Source organism: Nitrosomonas oligotropha, assembly GCF_900106555.1.
Taxonomy (GTDB): domain Bacteria; phylum Pseudomonadota; class Gammaproteobacteria; order Burkholderiales; family Nitrosomonadaceae; genus Nitrosomonas; species Nitrosomonas oligotropha_A.
Map to the genome: position 1 here is coordinate 1 of NZ_FNOE01000016.1, position 22,315 is coordinate 22,315.

25 protein-coding genes and 1 tRNA gene are annotated in these 22,315 nt (G+C 44.0%); 3 read left to right on the forward strand and 23 right to left on the reverse strand.

The window, feature by feature from the left end; all coding sequences use genetic code 11:
- Positions 1-68: 68 nt before the first annotated feature.
- Together BLU57_RS16065 and BLU57_RS09605 are read right to left on the reverse strand one after the other, a co-directional pair.
- Positions 69-209, reverse strand: a complete 141-nt coding sequence (locus BLU57_RS16065) for a hypothetical protein (protein WP_176776408.1) — start codon at positions 207-209, stop codon at positions 69-71.
- A gap of 268 nt (positions 210-477) precedes the next feature.
- Positions 478-747 (reverse strand): hypothetical protein, encoded by a 270-nt coding sequence (locus BLU57_RS09605; protein ID WP_090319830.1) that lies wholly within the window; start codon positions 745-747, stop codon positions 478-480.
- 163 nt (positions 748-910) lie between these two features.
- Between BLU57_RS09605 and BLU57_RS09610 the strand changes: the two genes are divergently transcribed.
- A complete protein-coding gene (locus tag BLU57_RS09610; protein ID WP_090319832.1) occupies positions 911-2,287 on the forward strand; it encodes a hypothetical protein in 1,377 nt (458 codons plus the stop codon).
- Positions 2,288-2,455: 168 nt separating this feature from the next.
- Here BLU57_RS09610 and BLU57_RS09615 read toward each other — a convergent pair whose 3' ends face one another.
- From BLU57_RS09615 to BLU57_RS16085, 10 genes are all read right to left on the reverse strand, one after another.
- Positions 2,456-2,794: a hypothetical protein gene (locus BLU57_RS09615; RefSeq protein ID WP_090319835.1), complete on the reverse strand. Its 339-nt coding sequence runs from the start codon at positions 2,792-2,794 to the stop codon at positions 2,456-2,458.
- A gap of 7 nt (positions 2,795-2,801) precedes the next feature.
- Positions 2,802-2,972, reverse strand: a complete 171-nt coding sequence (locus BLU57_RS16070) for a hypothetical protein (RefSeq protein ID WP_176776409.1) — start codon at positions 2,970-2,972, stop codon at positions 2,802-2,804.
- 13 nt (positions 2,973-2,985) lie between these two features.
- Positions 2,986-3,969 (reverse strand): zonular occludens toxin domain-containing protein, encoded by a 984-nt coding sequence (locus tag BLU57_RS09620; RefSeq protein WP_090319838.1) that lies wholly within the window; start codon positions 3,967-3,969, stop codon positions 2,986-2,988.
- Entirely contained in the window at positions 3,966-4,256 is a 291-nt protein-coding gene (locus BLU57_RS09625) for a DUF2523 domain-containing protein (protein WP_090319843.1), read from the reverse strand. Before BLU57_RS09625 ends, BLU57_RS09620 begins: the two co-directional genes overlap by 4 nt.
- A gap of 6 nt (positions 4,257-4,262) precedes the next feature.
- Positions 4,263-5,546 carry a virulence factor TspB C-terminal domain-related protein gene (locus BLU57_RS09630; RefSeq protein ID WP_090319846.1) on the reverse strand — a complete coding sequence of 428 codons (1,284 nt, stop codon included), beginning with the start codon at positions 5,544-5,546 and terminating at the stop codon, positions 4,263-4,265.
- A gap of 52 nt (positions 5,547-5,598) precedes the next feature.
- On the reverse strand, positions 5,599-5,895 hold the full coding sequence (locus BLU57_RS09635) for a hypothetical protein (RefSeq protein ID WP_090319849.1): 297 nt from the start codon (positions 5,893-5,895) through the stop codon (positions 5,599-5,601).
- A 1-nt stretch (position 5,896) separates the two neighbouring features.
- The gene (locus BLU57_RS16575) at positions 5,897-6,229 is read right to left on the reverse strand and encodes a phage coat protein (protein WP_256206218.1); all 333 of its coding nucleotides are present in this window, start codon (positions 6,227-6,229) and stop codon (positions 5,897-5,899) included.
- A 74-nt stretch (positions 6,230-6,303) separates the two neighbouring features.
- On the reverse strand, positions 6,304-7,326 hold the full coding sequence (locus BLU57_RS16580; RefSeq protein ID WP_143026959.1) for a phage/plasmid replication domain-containing protein: 1,023 nt from the start codon (positions 7,324-7,326) through the stop codon (positions 6,304-6,306).
- A 75-nt stretch (positions 7,327-7,401) separates the two neighbouring features.
- Positions 7,402-7,716 carry a hypothetical protein gene (locus BLU57_RS09655; RefSeq protein WP_090319858.1) on the reverse strand — a complete coding sequence of 105 codons (315 nt, stop codon included), beginning with the start codon at positions 7,714-7,716 and terminating at the stop codon, positions 7,402-7,404.
- 105 nt (positions 7,717-7,821) lie between these two features.
- On the reverse strand, positions 7,822-7,998 hold the full coding sequence (locus BLU57_RS16085; protein WP_176776410.1) for a hypothetical protein: 177 nt from the start codon (positions 7,996-7,998) through the stop codon (positions 7,822-7,824).
- A gap of 118 nt (positions 7,999-8,116) precedes the next feature.
- Between BLU57_RS16085 and BLU57_RS09660 the strand changes: the two genes are divergently transcribed.
- Together BLU57_RS09660 and BLU57_RS09665 are read left to right on the forward strand one after the other, a co-directional pair.
- Positions 8,117-8,509: a helix-turn-helix domain-containing protein gene (locus BLU57_RS09660; RefSeq protein ID WP_090319861.1), complete on the forward strand. Its 393-nt coding sequence runs from the start codon at positions 8,117-8,119 to the stop codon at positions 8,507-8,509.
- A 156-nt stretch (positions 8,510-8,665) separates the two neighbouring features.
- On the forward strand, positions 8,666-9,421 hold the full coding sequence (locus BLU57_RS09665) for an endonuclease/exonuclease/phosphatase family protein (RefSeq protein ID WP_090319864.1): 756 nt from the start codon (positions 8,666-8,668) through the stop codon (positions 9,419-9,421).
- A 51-nt stretch (positions 9,422-9,472) separates the two neighbouring features.
- On the opposite strand, the gene lon is transcribed toward BLU57_RS09665, so the two are convergent.
- From lon to BLU57_RS09720, 11 genes are all read right to left on the reverse strand, one after another.
- The gene (gene lon, locus BLU57_RS09670; RefSeq protein WP_090319867.1) at positions 9,473-11,884 is read right to left on the reverse strand and encodes an endopeptidase La; all 2,412 of its coding nucleotides are present in this window, start codon (positions 11,882-11,884) and stop codon (positions 9,473-9,475) included.
- Positions 11,885-12,049: 165 nt separating this feature from the next.
- Positions 12,050-13,327 (reverse strand): ATP-dependent protease ATP-binding subunit ClpX, encoded by a 1,278-nt coding sequence (clpX, locus tag BLU57_RS09675; protein WP_090319870.1) that lies wholly within the window; start codon positions 13,325-13,327, stop codon positions 12,050-12,052.
- A gap of 63 nt (positions 13,328-13,390) precedes the next feature.
- Complete coding sequence (gene clpP / locus BLU57_RS09680; protein WP_090319873.1) at positions 13,391-14,032, reverse strand: ATP-dependent Clp endopeptidase proteolytic subunit ClpP; 642 nt, start codon at positions 14,030-14,032, stop codon at positions 13,391-13,393.
- 1 nt (position 14,033) lies between these two features.
- Positions 14,034-15,338 carry a trigger factor gene (tig, locus tag BLU57_RS09685; protein WP_090319875.1) on the reverse strand — a complete coding sequence of 435 codons (1,305 nt, stop codon included), beginning with the start codon at positions 15,336-15,338 and terminating at the stop codon, positions 14,034-14,036.
- Positions 15,339-15,443: 105 nt separating this feature from the next.
- A tRNA-Leu gene (locus tag BLU57_RS09690) sits at positions 15,444-15,528 on the reverse strand.
- Between the two features lie 73 nt (positions 15,529-15,601).
- Positions 15,602-16,348 carry a YciK family oxidoreductase gene (locus BLU57_RS09695; protein ID WP_090319878.1) on the reverse strand — a complete coding sequence of 249 codons (747 nt, stop codon included), beginning with the start codon at positions 16,346-16,348 and terminating at the stop codon, positions 15,602-15,604.
- 165 nt (positions 16,349-16,513) lie between these two features.
- The gene (groL, locus tag BLU57_RS09700; protein ID WP_090319881.1) at positions 16,514-18,163 is read right to left on the reverse strand and encodes a chaperonin GroEL; all 1,650 of its coding nucleotides are present in this window, start codon (positions 18,161-18,163) and stop codon (positions 16,514-16,516) included.
- Positions 18,164-18,223: 60 nt separating this feature from the next.
- Complete coding sequence (gene groES / locus BLU57_RS09705; RefSeq protein WP_090319884.1) at positions 18,224-18,514, reverse strand: co-chaperone GroES; 291 nt, start codon at positions 18,512-18,514, stop codon at positions 18,224-18,226.
- Positions 18,515-18,817: 303 nt separating this feature from the next.
- Complete coding sequence (gene mnmA / locus BLU57_RS09710) at positions 18,818-19,900, reverse strand: tRNA 2-thiouridine(34) synthase MnmA (protein ID WP_090319888.1); 1,083 nt, start codon at positions 19,898-19,900, stop codon at positions 18,818-18,820.
- The gene (locus tag BLU57_RS09715) at positions 19,893-20,345 is read right to left on the reverse strand and encodes an NUDIX hydrolase (RefSeq protein WP_090320038.1); all 453 of its coding nucleotides are present in this window, start codon (positions 20,343-20,345) and stop codon (positions 19,893-19,895) included. Before BLU57_RS09715 ends, mnmA begins: the two co-directional genes overlap by 8 nt.
- Before the next feature lie 105 nt (positions 20,346-20,450).
- A complete protein-coding gene (locus BLU57_RS09720) occupies positions 20,451-22,298 on the reverse strand; it encodes an ATP-binding protein (protein WP_176776411.1) in 1,848 nt (615 codons plus the stop codon).
- Between the last annotated feature and the right edge of the window lie 17 nt (positions 22,299-22,315).

A 22,315-nucleotide genomic window follows, 5' to 3' on the forward strand; every position in this document is an offset into this window, starting at 1 on the left:
GTTTTCCTTTTTATTGGTTGATCTGCCCAGATCTTTACCAACAGGTTACACCGCTTTCTCCTCTACTGTCATACACCAGAAAAGATCATAGCTCGTGCTGGCTCCGGTATCTGCTTAGTGCCTTTTTTCCATTTCTTGATAACTTTCTGATTCTCTCCGGTGATTCTTTCGATTTCTTCTATACTCACACCAAATAATAGATCGTTCATTTTTTCAGCCTAAGCGCAAAGATTCAATCATTGCAAAACTCAAATGATTTCTATTCAGATAAAAGAGACACGACAAGCAACGTATTCAGAAGTTGTTATTGCTTGTCGGATTTGAGGATATTCAAGGGAAATTGCTATTTAGAAAGCGTAGTTAATTGATCAAAGCTAATATTTTTCCACCCATTGAGAACTCTATCCAAGAACTCTGCAAACTTATCGGATTTTCTTCTAAGTTTGTTCCTACGATTATTATTTAACATAATACAAATTATAAGCAATTGCCGCCGTCGCAATTACAGGAGGAAATCCGATCTTGTGTCACTTTTAATCGATAAGTTTTTAAACTTCTTTCTGCATGTTCGCAATGTTGCTTAGCAAGCGTTCTACAAAGTAAACGCAGTTCTTCCGGATCAACGCCTGCTTCAAGCAGGCGTTTTTTTTCGGCTGCAACATAGCGATAGTACCGACGTTTGATATTCTTCTTGCGGTGATACCGAATGAACCAATAAAGATTCTGAAGTTTGGAAAAATCAGTCATACAATCTCTCGTTGTGATGAATAGGAAGTTTAGCGGCTATCAAAACAAAATATAAACCTGTAGATCGAAATGGTTTATAGCAAAACTGCTTAGTGATAGCATTAAAGGAATTCAATATCCCTCTATTATTCGAACAAATAAAAATAATTTAAAAAGGACAAAAATGATTTCCGATGATTTGTTACTGCATATTATTAAGACTGCAGAAGTCCAAGCCGAACGGGAAGTTGGTACTAGCTCTAGGAAGAGGAATTTTGCTTCTTCAATCGATGGAGCTCTTGCAGAGCCATTCATTAATTATCTGCTCGAACCTTACGAAAATGGTTATTGGGAACTTAAAGCTGAGTGGAATAGCATATCTCCTATCTCTGAATATCTCCTCAACAAGCTGAAAACACTAGAAGATTTAGGATTGGACGGAAAGAATCTGCCCAGCTTATATTTAACAGGTAAATTTCTCTCTGATGAAAAGCGAAATGAACTTCTTGAAGTAACCCATCGCGTCAGCGCGATAAACGCGCTATTTAAGGCTGCTTGGAACTCCGAGCACAGCGTGATTGATAAAAATGCTGATAATAACCTCAAGTGGATCTCAAATATCGATCTTGAGAATCTGCGAACAACATTCACGAACGCATACACTGCCTTTTCCCAACATATTTATTTAGATAATTTCAATCCTTATTGGGATACAACAACACTATCGCAGACAAAGGAAGGCGCACTGATTTTATTAGAAGGCCCAATAAATAGAAATTTACTCAGCATAGTCGCTATGGGATATTCAGAATTATCCAATCTACGAAATTTTTATAGGACACTAGGCGTAATAAAGAATGATACTTTGCAGCGAATTTTTGCACCCGATGAAGCTCTATTTAAACCATATTTTACGCTTGCATCTTGCGTTCTACAAAACCTCATTCGCGATAGTAAAATTTCTCACGATTTAATTCCAGCATTAGCTTATTACGAAGAAGAGGATTTCCAGCACTGCATCAGTTCATTAGGTTTAATTGCCGAAGGCTACATTCAACGCGTCTATACAACGTTACTGCGCGAGCCATTACCTGGCAATCATACGCTCGGACAAATTTTTGAGCGACTTAGTCATCGGATTGAAAATTGTATTCCGCTCCCAAAAATCGCGCTCAAGGACGTTGATTGTGCATACGAACTCATCAAAAATCTGCAAACAACACCTGATTCCACCGCTCTTGCACCAGTGTTACGGGAATTAGTTCAGATTATCATAAGCGACAGACAATACTTTAACAAACGAATCGATGAATTATCGAAGCCGGTTAACAGGCCAACAGTTTTTCCTAAGAAAGTCCACGACGCGCTCAACGAATTGCTGAAATGGAGAAATGCAGCATCGCACAATAGCAGAGTTCCGCTCGGAGCATATGAAGCAGATCGGACACTGTTTTGCCTAATAATTTTGATTAATTGGTGGCAAAAGCAACTCACTACGCTAGATTGGACTAAATCGCGAGACGAAATAATTAACATACTTATGACTGCAACACACGCGTAATTGTGGTGACAGAACATAAGAAAATCAGGAGCAAGTTAATCCATGCCAGGGATCGGGCAGCATGCCCCTTGCGGGTCATACCCTTCGCGCCGGTCGGCGGCGCGACCCTTGGACTCTCAGCGGTTTAAAGTTGCGGGGGTATTGTTCGGCAAAGGGGAACGTCTGCTTTTACGCTGATTGCGGGTCATCCGTGATTAGTTTTCTGTTTTGTATCTGAATATCGCCGCTGACACACTTCCAGAAGTTTGAATGCTTGTTTGCCTCAACCAGTCCGGCTGATCGGTGCGAAAGTTGGCCGGTCGGTTCAAAGTATTCAGTCACCTTGATATTGAGCACTTTTTCATACTTCCGGACAGTGCGCTTTGAATGCACGATGTACAGGAAGCGCCAGCCGTAATAGTGACCGGTGAACAGCATTCCCAGTGCTGAGTTCAGTACATCGATATCCCCGGAATAATTGAAAATCGCGGTTTGTGCGATTTCTAGTAATTCGTCAGGTTTTTTCATGGCACTATTAATTTTCAGATGTTTTGAGGCCATATTCTTCAAGTTCAGCATTAATGTCATCAAGTAGAAGCTGTGTTCTTTCGGTTTCTTCCAGAGACATGCCGCCAAGTTGTAAGGCCAAGTTATAATCTGATCGTAATGTCATAAGTTCGTTGAATCTTTTCTGCGATAGTTCCATTTTTTAATCTCCTTCACATTTTCTTAGGTGAAATCCAGCCATAATTGATGGCTGCGTTACAGGTATCCGGAACAATATTCAAACGTTGCGCACTGTGGCCGTAGCAGATGCAGTTTGCTTTGCTGGAAATACAGGCGGCGACTTGTCCCCAGTCGATGGATTCGGATAGCATGGAAAGCGATTGTTTGACCGGTGCGTTGTCGGTGGCAGGTTGCGCTATCGGTATGATGGCCGGTGGCGGTGTATCGCTCCCCTGCTTCGCAGTTTGTTCGGTTTTTAGTTCTTCCTGCTTGGCCAAGTTCGAGCCAACCGGATTTTCCAGCCGTTCGTTGATGCGGCCATAGGTAAACATGGCCATTGCTGGCACTGCGAATACCAGGAAGATCGCGGCATAGATCATTTTCGGAATCGCGCGCTTCGGTTTTTCTATGTGCAGACTCGCTGAGTAATACAGCGGAAACGCTTCCTTGACGAGCCGGTACGGTTTTTTGACTGCGTTGTTCAGGTTGGTTTTGACCTTCGGACTTTGGCAGTATTCCGACCATTCATAGCTTTTCGAGCCTGACCATTCATAGCGCAGGTGAATATGCCGATCGGCGTTTTCCAGGACGTGCGGATGCACGAATTTTGGTGATTGTGTGATAACCAGGAAATCCAGCCCGTGCTTACGGTGCTGGCTCAGGTATTTGATATGCTCCGGAGGGTCTCTGAGATCGAGGGCCGGCCAGGGATACATGGCTTCATCGACCACAATGAGAGATCCTTCCAGTATGGTGTTTAATGTGGATTTACCTTCTGGTTCTTCCGGGTCCAGGTATGTACGCTCGTGCCAGCGATTCAGCTGCTTGTCCGATAGTTTGATGTGCGGTAGTTTCAAATCCGGAATGCGGTTCACGTATACCACCCGGCCGGATTCCACCGCGGGTTTGATGATCGACCACACCGCATGATTGGTTTTGCCGCAGCCGGGTGTTGCGGTTAATAGCGTGATGGTCATTTCGGTATGACTCCCAGCTTAGGCAGCAAGAGAAAGGTCAGACGGAAGGTAATGGCACCGGCGATGATGCCGATTGCCTGACCGAATCCAGCCAGGCCGATGATTTGAAGCGCAAAGGTTGGTACGTTGTTATAGTAGCCTTGGGCCATCGTAAAAAGCTGGGCAAGAACAACGCCAACAGCGCCATAGGAGATCAGACCAATTCCTAAACCCATGAGCGCGCGAACAGCAAGATAACCGACACCGGCAGATAGAAATGCGCCTAGCGGAATTAAGATGTTAAACATGGTTTTTTACGTGGCGTTGCCGCCGCGTACCCCCGCAATGATGTAAATGCCGATTAAAGTAGAGAGTAAAAGGACAAAAGGCTGAATCATGAGCGCCGTATCGCATACCGGTTGCGTGGGTATGTGCAAGGTCATCTTAGATATAGGCACATCGATATTAGGCGGACATGATCCGGAGCCCCAGCTGGTAGAACCGAATGTATTCGGCACGTTGTAAGTGGGAAGTGTGGCTTCCGGGACGGTATCGAACGAGATAGTAAAACCGGACGGTTGTTTCGTGTCCGGCTGGTTGGTGTAACTGGTGGCAGTGGTGGTGCTGATTTGCGTATTGCTGTTGTCGTAGTTTATGGTTGTTTTTGTTTCTTTGATGATGACGCGGCCAGGATTATCAGTAGTTCCAGCGTCTACCGCTTCAATCTCCGTTGTCGTGTCTTGACGGCCTGTGATATTGCCGCTGCTGTCTTTGGTTGGAACGGAATCAAGGCCGAGTTGCTTTTTCTGATCCGGCGTGAGCGTTGGTACTGAGTCAGTTGGCAACGGCTCATCGGCTTCGATTAAATGAGGCGTAACGCGGTCGTCGTTAAGCTTTGGTGCTGCATTGTCCCAATCGGTAGAGGTAACCGGAACAGGATCACCTGTAGGAGCAGGTTCCCATTTAGTGTTGCGGTACATGTCAGCATAACCATTGACGAAACCATCTGATTTTTGCGACATCTTGAATTTATAGCCATAGCCGCCTTCTACCACGGCATCGCCATCACATAGACGGTTAGGAGAGTTACAGGCGTAATAATTGGCTTTACACTGGTTAATAGTGCCCTGCATCGATGATGAATGAGAACAAAACCATAAATCAGTATCAGGATTCGGTAATGTTTCAACTGGAGTTGTGAACCAAGCACCTGCTTGATTGCATATAGTCGTAAGTTCGCAAACCAGACTAGCAGCGGTTAAAGTCAAACCGACTGGACCGGCTTTCTTTGCTAGACCAACCATGGCCGAACCCAAACGAGCGGTATTCACATTGGCGGTTTTAACAATGTCCATTGCTGTAATGCCCTTGGATGTTTGCACCAATGCGGTAGATGTTGTCGTTATGCCTTTGGGTGCGCTGGTAAGGGACAATCTTGAGGAAGTACCATCAGCATTGGTAAATGCTTTGGAGTAAATACCATCAGCGCCTTTAATCCATCCGGCCAGGTCGACGGCGCCGACAGGTGCAGCCTGTGAGAAGCACAGCGAAGGATACAGAAAGCAGAGAAAAGCAATTAAGCGGTGAAGATGAGCCATAAAGCCCCCAAGAAGGCCAGCATGTAGCCTAAGTCGTATATCCAGAGATCCATTATTGAAACGCCTTGATGATTGCCCGGATGCCAAAGCCGACCGCCAGGATTCCGGCCAGTTGCCAATAAAAGGCGGTTTGATCCAGCAAAGAGACATCACAGGGAATTTGAGAAGGAATCAGCACGCTGGCATAGGTAGCCGCTGAAAATATGTCAGTTGCTACGATATCGACTTGCGCGGCTGACGGTGTGCACTGCAGGGAATAATTGCCTGATACGGGCGGACATGCAGCGGCAACACTTTCATGCAACCGCTGCACGGTATCAAGACATTTTCCTTGATACAGGTAGGCCATGTTAGAGGGCTCTTTGTATCCACTTCCAGACTTTGATGCCGACCATCACAATGATGACGGCAGCGCCTACGGTGGCAACGTCAGTTGCAGCCGTGGTGATGGCGGTGGTTACGTCAGCAGGGACGGCGGCAAAGCTGATAGCTGGAAGCATTAAAAAGCAGAACGTCAATGCATAGGCCAGTGAGCCGCGCGGATTGAAGGAGCGGCGCATAATGTCGCCCTTCCCTATGTATTCGCCTTCGATTGCTGGCGAAAAGAAAGATTTGATATTGCGACCGATAGCCGTCACGGCATCTACAGATTTACGATACAGGTTTTTGATTGTTTGAAACATGGTTAAAGCTCCTTTGATTAATCGGTGCGGGATTGCACCCCATACGCGCCGGATTGAGCGCGTATAGGCTGAAATCACTCCCCTACTGCTTTTAAATGTGATTCGTGTTGATCTTCCAGGCTGTACCAGTCAGGCATTTGCAATGGTTTCATTTCTACGATCCGGACTTTCACGGGAAAGGATTCGACGTTGCGGGGTTCGGTGATATCGATGCCGTAATCACGTAAAACTTTTGCATGACGATAAAAGGTGCCGTTCGGTAAAAGCTGCCGCAAATCCTGGCCAGCCATCCAGGCGGCTGCATGTATCCTGCTACGTGGCGGAATCGCGTCTAAAATGTCGGGTTCATCGGTTCGATCAACTGCGTTGAAAATTTCCGTTTGTTCGTGAAAGACTTTGACGAGCTTTTCATCGGTGATATTTTTGATATCAACCATGTCAAGATCGTTTAGCAACCTACGTTTCAATTCAATTTCCACTCTGACGACTCCTTGTTCTTTGCACCATTGATAGGCCGGATCATCTTCGGTGCAGCCGTGTTTCAACATTTCTATGTGTTTAATGTAGGCTTTGAGCATGTGACGGGTGTTTGACCACCAGACTGACTCATCCCCTGCCCGGCCTTTTTTCATGCGGGAAACAGATCGGCTTGCAAGCCATCGAATGAGGGCTCTGGCTTGAGATTCCGAACCCGTTGCAAAGTTAGCGGTAAGGTCGATACGCGATACTCGCGCGCCTGGTGTGTCGCTTTGGCCAATTGCATGCCCAGTTTTTCCGGCATGGAAAGCTGGTAGGCTTCGAGATAGCAGAACTCGATTACATTTTTCAAGCGTCCATGTCCATCCTGAGTTGAAAAGGTTGTCTTTGCGACAAAACCGGCCCACGTTTCCACTGAGTGATATATGACGACCGTCGGACTTGATAGCAAGCCCTGTTTCGTAGCTTCCAGGAAACCGCGCGGCGCGAACTCTTTCAAAACGAGCATTCCCCTCTGGGTCATAGTCAACGTTGATTCCGCCTGTGTAGATTGGGAACGGTTCCGCGTTTGTATGTAGTTGAGAAATGGTGATCCAATCGATAAAGATTTCATTTTCCATACTCGCAAAGACAACTATAAAATTGATCACAGATTGCTAAAAATTCCCAAAATGGGAATGAACGGCGTAGTGTTACTAGCCGTTGGAAACTGACTTGACCGGAGGAACCGAAGTTGTGCCGGTAACAATTTGTGAAATTTTGCCGCGATAGAGGGTTGGTTCAAGAATCAGATCGATGGTGCAGGGATATTTGAAGTTGGCGAATTGCTCAAGGCATTTTGGATCGAAAGGCATTTCACCTGGTTCAAAGCCGTAGCCTTTGACGGTCACTTTTTTATTGCTGAAGTTTTCAATGGGAACCATTGCGAATAGTGTTCCCATATCAAAATCACTACCGGTTTTTTCTGATGTTCCTGCTACGTCTTTTAGTCCCAGTACGTGTACTTTCATTTTTTATTACTCCATTGAAAATTAAAGATATAGGTTCAGTGTTTCGCTCTTCGTGACCTCATCGCTCAACACTGAACCCTTGCTACAGTTGCTCGTTTGCTTCGGTTAAAAATAAATCGACGTCAAATAAGACGGGAAAGGAAACGCTTCACGCTCAGTCATTTCCAGATGATCACTATCTGAAAGGATCGCTTCGGGGTGGTAGTTGCGCCAGCAGTCGCCTAATTCAGGGAATTTGCCGTTATCGGTGGCCTGTAGTATTGCCAAGTGATATGAATTCATTAATACCCCCGTTTGACTTAAGGAAACTTGAACTATATGATTGGCGAATCGACATACAGCATCAAATATGAAGCTATGTTAGAGCATCAAATATGATGCTGTCAATAGGAGATAGGCTATGAAAATGAAAAACTACATAGAAGAAGCAGAAAAGAAAGCCGGAATGCAATTAGAATTAGCAAAATTGCTAAATATATCAAGCAGTAATATAAGATCTATAAAAGCTGGGAAAAGAGGTTTACCAGTAGAGGCTTGCATTATTCTTGCGGATTATATTGGAGCCGATCGACTTGAAGTAATTGCTGCAAGCAATCTAGTAACAGAAAAAGACGAGGGAAAAAGGAAGATTTTGGAAAGCTGTTTTCAGAAGGTAGCGAGTATTACTGCAGCAGCGGTTATCAGTTCCATATTGACATTGACACCACAACAGACTGTTAAAGCAGAGAATTTAAATTCTCAATTTACAAAAATACAAATTATTGGCAATAGAATGATATTTTTTGCAGAATGATTTTGTATCACTATCAGAGCTTTTGACATGTAAAATGAAGAAACAATTTAATCAATCAGGCACTGCATAATTGGTAAGCTTTAAATTCTCGCTTCAAGTATTTCGAAAGTACAATGTCAATTTCGCTTTTGATCGACACAGGCGATTGCATGATTCATGGTTAATAACTCACTGAAGATTATCACTTATAATATTCACAAAGGATTCAGCGCTACCAATTTGCGTTTCATTTTGCATGAAATCAAGTATTCATTACGCCATATCAACGCAGATATAGTTTTTCTGCAGGAAATCCATGGTGAACGTGCTATATCGAATAATCGATTTGCTGACTGGCCCAATAACCAGCAATTTGAATTTCTGGCTGATCAAGTCTGGCATCATTATGCTTATGGTAAAAATGCTATTTATAAGTCAGGTCATCACGGCAATGCGATTTTGAGTAAATATCCCTTTGTTGAATGGGAAAATATTAATGTTTCGTTATTTAAGTCAGCCAGCCGGAGTTTGTTACACGGGATTATTCGAATTCCCGGAAATGATCAAAGAATTCATGTCATCTGTGTGCACTTGGGATTATTTGAACAAGAGAGAGAGCGTCAACTCTCAACACTGGTAAAACGTATTAATTCACATATTTCAGCAAACGAGCCGCTGATTATTGCCGGTGACTTTAATGACTGGCGCGGCCGTGCCGAGCATTACTTGCATCACGGTTTAGGTGTACAAGAAGCATTTAAAATCACTCATGGTGCTTATGCGCGAACATTCCCTTCTTGGTTGCCCGTGTTATCCATGGATCGAATTTATTATCGTGATTTGAATATTGTCAGCTGCAACTACCTTAAAGGGAAACCGTGGCACCATTTATCCGATCATATCCCACTGCTTGCAGAGTTTCGATTAATTTAAGCTCTAAGCTTCCTGATATAAAAGGATAAAATAGTGAGAAAATCTTGTAACTCAGTGTTTAATAACAGATTCTGTGATGTTCTCTTCGGTATTTGACTGTAAAACGGGCTGTGCAATTGGTGCAGGAAATAGCTCTGGTTTATGCTCCAGCGCGATATCAAGCACTTGATCAATCCATTTAACGGGATGAATGGTCAGTTGACTTATTATGTTAGCTGGAATTTCGGTCAAATCCTTCACATTCTTTTCCGGAATAATGACAGATTTAATACCCCCGCGATGTGCCGCCAATAATTTTTCTTTCAAACCGCCGATGGGTAGCACCTCACCTCTGAGGGTAATTTCTCCGGTCATGGCGACATCAGCTTTAACAGCAATATTTGTAAGAACTGATACCATTGCGACACATATGCCAATCCCAGCACTCGGGCCATCCTTGGGTGTTGCTCCCTCAGGAAGATGGATGTGAATATCATTCTTTTGGTAAAAATCTTCCGTAATTCCTAGCAGCTGGGAACGGCTTCGAACCACCGAAAGTGCTGCCTGAATGGATTCTTGCATTACTTCACCAAGTTGCCCGGTTGTAATAGTTTTTCCTTTTCCTGCCAGAACCACTGCTTCAATAGTGAGTAATTCACCGCCAACTTCGGTCCATGCCAAGCCAGTTACCTGCCCAACTTGATTTTTTTCTTCTGCTACGCCATAAGTAAAGCGTCTTACGCCTAAGTATTTGTCAAGATTACGAGAAGTAACGGTAATTTTGTTTTTACCTTTTTTGAGCAACATTGCTTTCACAGCTTTCCGGCAAATTTTTGAAATTTCCCGTTCCATTGCTCGCACGCCCGCTTCTCTCGTGTAGTAACGCGCAATATCCCGTAACGCAGATTCGGAAACAGTCAGTTCATTTTCCTCAAGACCATTATTCTGCATTTGTTTTGTTAATAAATAGCGTGTCGATATATTTAGCTTCTCGTCTTCTGTATACCCCGATAACTGAATGACCTCCATGCGATCAAGCAGCGCTGGCGGAATATTTAGTGTATTTGCAGTGGCTACAAACATTACATCCGACAAGTCGTACTCCACTTCGATATAGTGATCGACAAACGTACTATTTTGTTCAGGATCAAGTACCTCTAGTAGAGCAGACGCTGGATCTCCACGGAAATCCATACCCATCTTATCGACTTCATCAAGCAGGAATAATGGATTCTTGACACCTACCTTGCTCATATTGTGCAAGATCTTACCCGGCATAGATCCAATATAGGTTTTTCTGTGACCCCGAATCTCAGCTTCATCGCGCACACCGCCTAATGACATGCGTACAAATTTTCGGTTTGTGGCATGCGCGATTGATTGCCCTAATGAAGTTTTACCAACACCAGGAGGGCCAACCAAGCAAAGAATCGGTGCTTTCAATTTACTGACACGTTGCTGAACCGCAAGATATTCAACGATACGTTCTTTTACTTTTTCCAAACCATAATGATCTTTTTCCAGTCTTGCTTCTGCTGCTTTGAGATCCTGGTTGATTTTACTTTTCTTTTTCCAAGGTAAAGTTACCAGTGCATCAATATAATTACGTACTACTGTCGCTTCTGCAGACATTGGGGACATCAAGCGTAGTTTTTTTAGTTCCGATTCAGCTTTGGCAAGCACTTCTTTCGGCATTTGAGCAGACTTGATTTTTTTCTCAATTTCATCGATATCTGCACCATCTTCACCCTCACCCAATTCTTTTTGAATAGCTTTTACTTGCTCATTGAGATAGTAGTCACGCTGACTTTTTTCCATCTGGCGTTTTACTCTACCGCGAATACGTTTTTCAACTTGTAAAATATCTAATTCAGTTTCTAGTAGCCCTAATAAGTGCTCCAGGCGTTTAGAAACCTCAAAAATTTCAAGCACTTCCTGTTTCTGCTCAAGTTTTAACGGCAAGTAGGCAGCAATCGTATCAGCAAGGCGGCCGGCATCGTCAATGCCTCCTAACGAGGTAATGATCTCCGGTGGGATTTTTTTATTGAGTTTTACATATTGATCAAATTGAGTCAAAATGGCGCGGCGCATCGCTTCTACTTCTGGATTTTCCGTAGTATCGGATTGAACTTGCACTGCTTTGCCAGAATAATGAGTTTCAGAATCAACTAACTCCTGAATACGAGCCCGATGATTACCTTCTACTAGAACCTTGACGGTGCCGTCAGGTAATTTCAGCATTTGTAACAAGCTAGCAATACTGCATACATCGTAAAGATCTTCAGGAGCGGGGTCATCCTTTGACGCTACTTTTTGGGCAACCAGCAGAATATTCTTATTTGACTCCATAGCCAGTTCCAGCGCTTTGATGGATTTCTGTCTACCGACAAATAATGGAATAACCATGTGCGGAAAAACAACTACGTCTCGCAAAGGCAGTAACGGTAGTATCAATTGTTCAGAATCTTCAATCAAAGAAGTCATATCCACTCATTTAATAAATTCATAACTGATTAATAAAATATGTGCACAAACCAGAATTACAAGATGGATATCAAAAATACCAGCACATGCTAGCTATCTGTAAATACTTCATATAATGATATGTATAGTTTTCTACAGATAGCACTACCAATCAAGTCTTCTCAATTACTTGGAACGCTTAGCAACTTTCGGTTGATCCGAGTAGATTAAAATTGGCTTGATATCATCATTGGTCGAGTTATAGTCAATGACTACTTTTGTTACATTCTCGAGCGACGGAAGATCGTACATAATATCCAGTAATATTTCTTCGAGAATTGACCGCAAGCCACGCGCACCTGTTTTACGTGTCAAGGCTCTCTTAGCGATAGCTTTAAGTGCTGGCTCCCGGAACTCCAAGTCAACGCCCCCTTCCATATTGAACATTTTCCAATATTGTTTAACGAGTGCATTTTTCGGTTCTGTTAAAATTTGAATTAATGCCGCTTCGTTGAGTTCTTCCAGTGTGGCAACGACTGGTAAGCGCCCAACAAACTCTGGAATCAAACCAAATTTCACTAAATCTTCAGGCTCTACTTGTTGCAGTACCTTATTCATATCTTTGCGTGAATGGCTTTTTACATCAACGCCAAAACCAATTCCACCTTTTTCGGTACGTGCCCTGATCACTTTATCGAGGCCGTCAAATGCGCCACCACAAATGAATAGAATATTAGTCGTATCGACTTGAATAAATTCTTGATTAGGATGCTTCCGTCCACCTTGAGGAGGAACCATCGCAATGGTGCCTTCAATTAATTTCAATAGCGCCTGTTGCACGCCTTCACCAGAGACATCACGCGTAATTGACGGATTATCTGATTTACGTGAAATTTTATCGATTTCATCAATGTAAACGATGCCACGCTGCGCTTTTTCGGCATCATAATTACATTTTTGCAGTAATTTCTGGATAATATTTTCTACATCTTCACCTACATAACCTGCTTCGGTCAAAGCTGTAGCATCCGCCATAATGAAAGGGACATCCAAGAGCCGTGCTAAGGTTTGTGCCAGTAATGTTTTACCTGAACCTGTCGGACCGACAAGCAGAATGTTGCTTTTTGATAGTTCAATATCATCAGTTTCATCTGATTTTGTTACATTTCTCAATCGCTTATAGTGATTATAAACTGCCACTGAAAGAATTTTCTTCGCGGACTCCTGTCCGATTACATATTGATCCAGTATCTGACAGATCTCACGAGGCACCGGCAAGTTCGATTTGACTAACTTGGTTGCCTCATCACCTTGCATTTCTTCGCGAATGATGTCATTGCATAAATCAATACATTCATCGCAAATAAAGACCGAAGGGCCTGCAATCAGTTTTCTTACTTCATGCTGACTCTTGCCACAAAAAGAACAATAAAGAAGTTTCTCGCTACTAGCTTTATCTGGCATATTTTTATCCCACCGTAATCGAGTTTAGTAACCGTGTTTAAATAAATTTTGCACAAGCATTCTTTAACTTGCGCTTACATCTCTTTGTGCCAATACTGCATCTACCAATCCATAATTCACAGATTCTGTAGCACTCATAAAATTATCACGATCTGTATCTTTTTCGACATCGGAGACCGGGCGTCCGGTGTGTTTTGCCATGATCTCATTTAACCGAGCTTTAAGATATAATATCTCACGTGCATGTATCTCGATATCCGAAGCCTGCCCCTGAAAACCTCCAAGCGGTTGATGAATCATGACGCGTGAGTTCGGTAAACAATAACGCTTACCTTTCGCGCCAGCGGTTAAAAGTAGTGCTCCCATACTTGCTGCTTGACCAATGCATAAAGTACTGACATCCGGCTTTATATATTGCATTGTGTCATAAATGGCCAAACCGGCGGATACCATTCCGCCCGGAGAGTTAATATAAAAATGAATATCTTTCTCTGAGTTTTCAGATTCAAGAAACAAAAATTGTGCAACTACCAGATTTGCACTGGCTTCGGTGACAGGACCCACCAGGAATACGACCCTTTCCTTTAATAAGCGCGAGTAAATATCATAAGCACGCTCACCACGTCCGCTGGTTTCTATCACCATGGGAATCAATCCCAGGTTCTTTGGTTCCAGATCATGCATGTTATCAAAAATTTGCTTCATTTCAGGATATCCCCATCAGCTCGTCGAAAGTTACAGTTTTGTTGATTAATTTTATTTTTCCGAGCGCCCAATCTACTACATTTTCTTCCAAAGCTAATGATTCAGCTTCTTGCAATCGTTCTGAAGAAGCATAATGCCATTTAACAACTTGTTCTGGATTTTCATAACTTTGTGCTGCATCTTCTATAATTCTGCGAACCTGTTCGGGAGTCGCTTTCAGTGCATGCACTTTTACAAGTTCAGCTAGAATCAATCCTAGTTTTACGCGATATTCCGCTTTTTCTTTAAAAAGATCTGATGACAGCGATATTTCCTTAGCTTTCATACCACGTGCTTCCAAGTCGCTTTTTGCGTTTTGCAATAATCTTTCTTTTTCTTGATTAATCAAAATACTTGGTGCATCGATTTGCGTTGTGCTCAATAACGCCTGCATAATTTGTTCTTTCAGTTTTGACCTGGCTCGCTTAGAAACTTCACGTTCGAGATCTTTTTGTATTCCCTCGCGCAGCTTTTGGAGATCTCCATCGGGGATACCTAACGATTTGGCAAATTCGGTATCGACAGCCGGCAATACTGGTTCCGCTAATTCATTCAATGTAACTTCAAAAGTAACGGTTTTTCCAGCAATTTCTTTACCATGATAGTCTTCAGGAAAAACTACATCAAATGATTTACTGCTGCCGACTTGCATATCAATCAGTGCGGCTTCAAAATCCTTTAGAAATTTTCCATCGCCCAGAATCAAGTACACATCGTTAGACTTACCGCCTGCAAAATCATTTCCATCGATGGTGCCGTGATAATCTATCTTAACCCGATCACCTTTTTTTGCAGGACGATTGACCGGTTGATATGTCACACGCTGCTTACAAATCATATCAAGCGTCTTATCAATATCCGTTTCACCAACTTTCACAGTGGGTTGCTCAATACTTTGATTACTTAAATCACCTAATACGATCTCGGGGTACACTTCAAATGTTGCGCTTACGGTATAAAGTGCGTCGTTACCATCAGTCGCTTTTGCTTCAAAGCGCGGATAACCGGCCACTTGCAAGTTCTGCTGCTGAACAGTGTCTTTGAACTCTTTATGGACCGCATCGTTCAATACATCTTGCTGAACCTGCACGCCATACATTTGAGTAATTATTTTCAATGGGACTTTTCCAGGGCGAAAACCATGCAATTTGGCTGTTCTCGCCAGCCGCTGCAAGCGGTTATCAATTTCACTCTGTAATTTCTCCAGAGAAATTGTGATATCAAAACGACGTTCTAGTGCACCGAGGTTTTCTACATTTGATCCCATTCAAGTTCCCGACTGATTAAATATTTTTTAATATATTGCAATAACATCCGGTTATTTCTTGATATACCGGACAACCGGATAAAAAGATTGCTGCTAAAGATAATTTGGTGCGAAAGGGGGGACTCGAACCCCCACACCTTTCGGCGTCAGAACCTAAATCTGGTGCGTCTACCAATTCCGCCACTTTCGCAAGTCAATTTATTGTAACGATTATACCTTTTAATCCCGCTGATCGCAGCCAGATCATTCAATTACTGTATTAATTAGCAAGCGATAGTTTGCCCGCTAATACCTTTGCTATCCGACCCCATCAAATACAGATAGGTTGCCATTAAATCTTCCGGGCGGCGCATCGTTTGTTTGACTTCGCCAGGATGCGTCATAATCCGTTGAGGTGAATTCACAATTCCGGGCACGATAGAATTCATGCGTAAATTAGGCAATGTCTCCCATTCATCGGCCTGTATCTTCATCAAAGCGTGAATCCCTGCGTTGGCTACGGCAAAACCACCCCAATATGCTGAAGGATTCAGCCCGTGCGAATTGGTCGTCATGATCACACTCGCATCCGGTGAAGCTTTCAATAATGGCAAGCACGCTTTCGTGACAGCAAAACGCGCAATCAGATTTACCTGTAGCAACGAACGAAACTGCGCAACTGATTGATGTTCCAATGGACTTAAACCGGGTAGCAAAGCCGCGTTGTGCAAAATTCCATCCAACCGGCCGAGTTGCTCCACAATCGCTTGCGCCAGTGTGGCAAAATCTTTGTCCTCGGCTTTTTCGAGATCAAGCGGATAAATAAGCGCTTGCGCTTTACCAAGTGCTTCAATCTCATCATAAACTGCTTCCAGCTTTTTAACTTTACGCCCATGCAAAATCACGGTAGCGCCATGATTTGCATACGCCAAAGCTGCCGCACGCCCCAACCCCTGTCCCGCGCCTGTCACCAGAATAACGCGATTAAGCAATAAATTTGCAGACGGTGAGTAGTTTTCTATTTTATCCATACCGTAGAATTTATCACGACAATATATTTTCTGATAAAAATATAACGCCTGATAAGTATCTCTATTCCTCCAATCGAAATTCCATTTGCATAAAAAAACAGACTCCAAAAAATATTGGAGTCTGTTTAAGTATCAAAACTCTAGGTTGCGCTGGAATAGCAACGGTTACATATCCATGCCACCCATACCGCCCATACCGCCCATGCCACCCATACCACCACCGGCTGGTGCTTCCTCCTTCGGCAATTCAGCGACCATAGCGTCGGTGGTCAGCATCAGACTGGCGACAGAAGCTGCATTTTGTAATGCAGAACGGGTTACCTTGGTAGGATCCAGAACACCCATTGCAACTAAGTCACCATACTCACTGGTTGCAGCATTGTATCCAAAATTACCTTGGCCTTCCGCGACTTTATTGACTACAACTGATGGCTCATCACCGCAGTTAGTGACAATCTGGCGCAATGGTTCTTCAAGAGCACGCAATACAATCTTAATACCGGCGTCCTGGTCATGATTGTCGCCTTTAGTTTTCTTGACAATCGGGATCGTACGCAGCAGCGCTACGCCACCGCCCGGTATTACACCTTCCTCAACCGCTGCACGTGTTGCATGCAATGCATCTTCAACGCGCGCTTTTTTCTCTTTCATTTCAACTTCGGTTGCGGCGCCGACCTTGATCAATGCAACACCGCCCGCCAATTTAGCGACACGCTCTTGCAATTTTTCTTTATCGTAATCGCTAGTTGCTTCTTCAATTTGCGTACGAATCTGTTTCACACGTGCTTCAATAGCTTTGGCATCACCCGCGCCATCAATGATGGTGGTATTTTCTTTGCCGACTTCGATACGTTTTGCTTGTCCTAAGTCATTGAGCGTTGCTTTTTCAAGCGTCAGACCCACTTCTTCCGCAATCACGGTACCGCCGGTCAAGATGGCGATATCTTCCAGCATGGCTTTACGGCGATCACCGAAACCAGGCGCTTTGACCGCGCAGGTTTTCAGAATGCCGCGAATGTTGTTGACCACGAGTGTAGCCAGCGCTTCACCATCGACATCTTCAGCAATAATTAACAAAGGCTTACCTGCTTTTGCGACTTGCTCCAATACCGGCAATAAATCGCGAATGTTGGAGATTTTTTTGTCGTGCAGTAAAACAAATGGATTATCGAGCAATGCAATTTGTTTTTCCGCACTGCTGACAAAATAAGGCGATAAATAACCGCGATCAAATTGCATACCTTCCACGACTTCAAGCTCATTTTGCAATCCGGAGCCATCTTCTACCGTGATCACACCTTCTTTACCGACTTTGTCCATTGCATCGGCGATGATTTTGCCGATTTCGGTATCGGAGTTCGCAGAAATACTGCCCACTTGCGCGATTTCTTTCGCTGTCGCACAAGGTTTTGACAGTTTTTTCAATTCTCCGACAGCTGCAGTCACAGCTTTATCAATGCCCCGTTTAAGGTCCATTGGGTTCATGCCGGCGGCTACATATTTCATGCCTTCTTTGACAATCGCTTGTGCTAGCACGGTTGCAGTAGTGGTTCCATCACCTGCTACATCCGATGTTTTACTGGCCACTTCCTTCAACATCTGTGCGCCCATATTTTCGAATTTGTCTTTTAATTCGATTTCTTTGGCAACTGAAACACCGTCCTTGGTAATTGTTGGCGCGCCATAAGAGCGATCCAACACTACATTCCGGCCTTTCGGACCCAATGTTACTTTAACCGCATCAGCTAAAATATTGACACCGGCTACCATTCTATGACGTGCTGAATCACCAAACTTCACTTCTTTTGCTGACATAACTTTTCTCCTAATCTCTCAACAACATATTGTCTTTAGTGAATAATTGAACCGGCACAATTAGCCTTCAATTACACCCATAATATCTTCTTCGCGCATGACCAAAAGTTCTTCACCTTGAACTTTGACAGACTGTCCGGCGTATTTTCCAAACAATACTTTATCGCCCACTTTAACTTCCAATGGACGCACTTTTCCATCATCGCCGACTTTTCCTTTTCCTATGGCGAGAATCTCACCTTGATCTGGTTTTTCCGCAGCACTGTCCGGAATAACAATACCTGAAGCGGTTTTGCGTTCATCTTCCAATCGCTTGACAATCACACGATCATGCAAAGGGCGAATTTTCATACTGTTTTCTCCTGTAAAAATTAAAAAGCCAAAATTTATGAAATACAAAGTATTTCATGTATAAATCTCTAATAAGTCAGATTGCTGATACGCAAGTGAGATGGTATTAGCACTCATTAACTATGAGTGCTAATAATAGGGGCTTTGATTAGGAATTTCAAGGTCAAGTTACAGGAATATTTTCTAACACATTATAATAAATAGAATAAAAATAGATTTTATATAAAGATTCCATCTTCATTTTCTATTTTCTGCAATAACCAATTATGTGAATCGATTAAGGCATCGCGGCGTTCCCAGTATTTATTCCGTAATGACTCCACCGCCGAGACATACTCTACTTTCATAAATCACGACCGACTGCCCCGGTGTAATGGCCCATTGCTGTTGCGCGAAATCGATCTGACAATGATTTTGAGACAATTCCGTGATGGCACAGGGAGCATCAACCTGACGGTAGCGTGTTTTGGCAGCATAAACCCAATTACAGTGCGGCTGCTTGCCGCTAATCCAGGTCAGGTCGGTGGCTTTTAGTGATGGACGCAGCAAATCCGGATGATCATGCCCTTGGACTGCAACTAGGACATTGCGTGTCATGTCTTTGGCGGATACAAACCACGGCTCATCGCCGCCGTCACGTGTCCCTCCGATTCCCAGTCCCTGCCGTTGCCCGATGGTGTAATACATCAGCCCCACATGATGACCGATTACCTTTCCATCCGGCGTTTGGATCTCTCCCGGTTCATGCGGAAGATAGCGATTGAGAAATTCCCGGAAAGGGCGTTCGCCGATGAAGCAAATACCGGTACTGTCTTTTTTGGAAAAATTGGGTAAATTCAATTCTTTGGCGATCTTGCGTACCTCACGCTTATACAGATGCCCGATCGGAAATAAGGTATTGGCCAGTTGTGTTTGATTGAGGCGATACAAAAAATAACTTTGATCTTTAGTCCCGTCTTCGCCTTTCAATAACTGAAATACGCCATTAACCTCACGTACCTGCGCATAGTGGCCTGTCGCAATATAATCTGCCCCCAGTTTATGCGCATAATCCAGAAAAGCCTTGAATTTGATTTCGGCGTTACACAGCACATCGGGATTGGGCGTCCGTCCTGCTTGATACTCGGCCAGAAAATGGGAAAAAACCCGGTCTTTGTATTCAGCAGAAAAATTGACTACTTCAATCGGAATATCTATGACATCCGCAACCGATACTGCATCGAGAAAATCCTGACGGGCAGAACAATATTCATCGGTATCATCGTCCTCCCAGTTTTTCATGAACAAACCGACGACATCGTAGCCCTGCTGTTTCAGCAAGTAGGCCGCCACAGACGAGTCAACACCGCCGGACATGCCAATGACAACACGGTGCTTTTTACTCATAGTGTGTCAGCAGCTCCAACGGATAGCGTTTGCCCGCCAAATGGTCACGAATACACTGCATCACCAGCGGGCTGCGATGCTGCTGGATCATTTGATTCACTTCATCCAGACTATACCAAGAGGCTTGCAAAATGCCCGTATCCAGCGCACGTTCGGGATCGTGATGCGTCACATGACCGCCAAATGCGAAACGGATATACGTGGTATCGACGCGGTGCGAGTGCCACTGATAAATGCCCACCAGATATTCGGGAACAAAGGTATACGCGGTTTCCTCCAGCGTTTCCCGTATGGCGCCTTGAACAATGGATTCCCCCGGATCCAAATGCCCTGCCGGTTGATTTAAAAATAAACCGGCGCCGGCTTCAGGTTCTTCCTCAACCAGCAAGTATTTACCATCGTGTTCAACAACGGCTGCGACCGTCACATTGGGTTTCCAGATCATCATTTTGGGTATATAGAATTAGTGTGTGCGATATCAAGCGAACGATATGCTCTGTAAGTATAAATACTGCGTATTATCGCATTGCCACTCTGGAATCTGGTGGAATCAGGCAGAATTTTTACCATCCTGCTGCTGAGATAACTGAATGGAGGAAAACTGCTGCAATATTTTGTCCAGTTGCGCAACGTCAAACGGCTTACTGAGATGCCCATCCATCCCGGCGGCAAAACATTCTTGTTTGATGTGATCCAGCGCATGGGCTGTCAAGGCCACGATGGGCACTGGCGATAAATTTTTTTTCTGTTCAAGCGCGCGTATTTGCCGCGTCGCTTCAAATCCATCCATAACGGGCATATTACAGTCCATCAAAATCAAATCAAAGCGCCGGGAAGAAAAAGCATCAATTGCTTCCAAACCATTATTGACCAGCGTCACTTCACAATTTAGACGCTCCAGCATTGCTTTACTGACTAACTGATTAACATCGTTATCTTCAACCACCAAAATACAGGGACGATTTTCAGTCACCGTTTTGGACTGCATTTGCGGCAATTGACTTGGTTTCGTTATTGCGGCACCGGCAATTTCATACCGCAACGGCAGGCGTGCGCAGAATCTGGAACCCACACCAACTTGACTGGATACCGTAATGGAGCCGCCCATCAGCGATAACAAGCTGCGGGTGATGGCAAGACCGAGCCCGGTGCCGCGAATATGCTGCGTAGCTTCGCCAACTTGCGAAAACTCCTGGAACAAACATGCCTGATGCTCGGTGGAAATACCAATCCCAGTATCCGTTACCGTTAGTTCCAGCTCAATACCGCTGCGATCCGCAATCTCGGTGCAACTTATCAATAGCTTAACTTCGCCTTGCTGAGTAAACTTGAATGCATTGCCAAGCAAATTAAATAAAATTTGCTTGATCCGGTCCGGATCGCCAATCAAATGATGGGATGGACTGCACTCGAAACTGACTGTGAAATTTAACGAGGTTTCTTTTGCTTTGGTGTGAAATAATGCATGAACTTCATTAATCAACTCCGGCAAATCAAACGAACGATTCACGATACTCAGTTTGTGCGCCTCTATTTTTGCAAAATCAAGAATATCATCAATAATCCGCAACAGAGTCCGGCCGGAATTACGGATTACATTCAAATGATTGACTTGCTCCGGGTTTAGCTGGGTCGTTGCGAGTATCTCCGTCATACCTAACACACCATTCATCGGTGTGCGAATCTCGTGACTCATCGCGGCTAGAAAAGCCGATTTCGCTCTGTTGGCATTCTCCGCTTGCAGTCGCGCTTGCTCCAAATCCACTGCTTGTTTCTCCAATTGAACCGTCTGCTGCCGTGCAATCCAGTAATTTTCATGCTGCAACTTACCGTTGTGCACGGAAAAAATAAAATAAGCCAGTCCGATGATCAGCATTACCCAGCTGCTATCATCGGGAATATATAACACGAGACTGATCAAGCTCGGTGCATAAACCAGCAGTGCAAAAACAAGCATGACGCGGATGCGCGGTGAAGTCGCTGCGATACCCCCGGCAATAAAACCCACCGTAGAAATAACCGCCAGGATCGCTCCGTTATCGATAGCATTAATCGATAGAAAAATCCAACTTAGGAAAACACCCCAAGTAAACGAGGTAGCAATATAAATCGCTGAAATTGACCATTCAATACGGGACTGACTGCTTAAATGTAAACCGGTTACCTGTTTATAAATGATTAAACGCAGTATGGCTAAAGCCAGAAAAATCATCACGAAAACGACGCTATATGGCTGTGCGGCAAGTACAGGTGATGTCAATATAATGGCACTGCAACATAGCACATAAAACATTCCCCCCCACCGCATGCGCCCTGCCATATCCTGATTGGTGCTGATACGTACCCGCTCAAGACTTGCCACTTCCGGATCCGACCAGAAACTTTTGTTATGCTTCAAAATGCGTTTATTCCTAC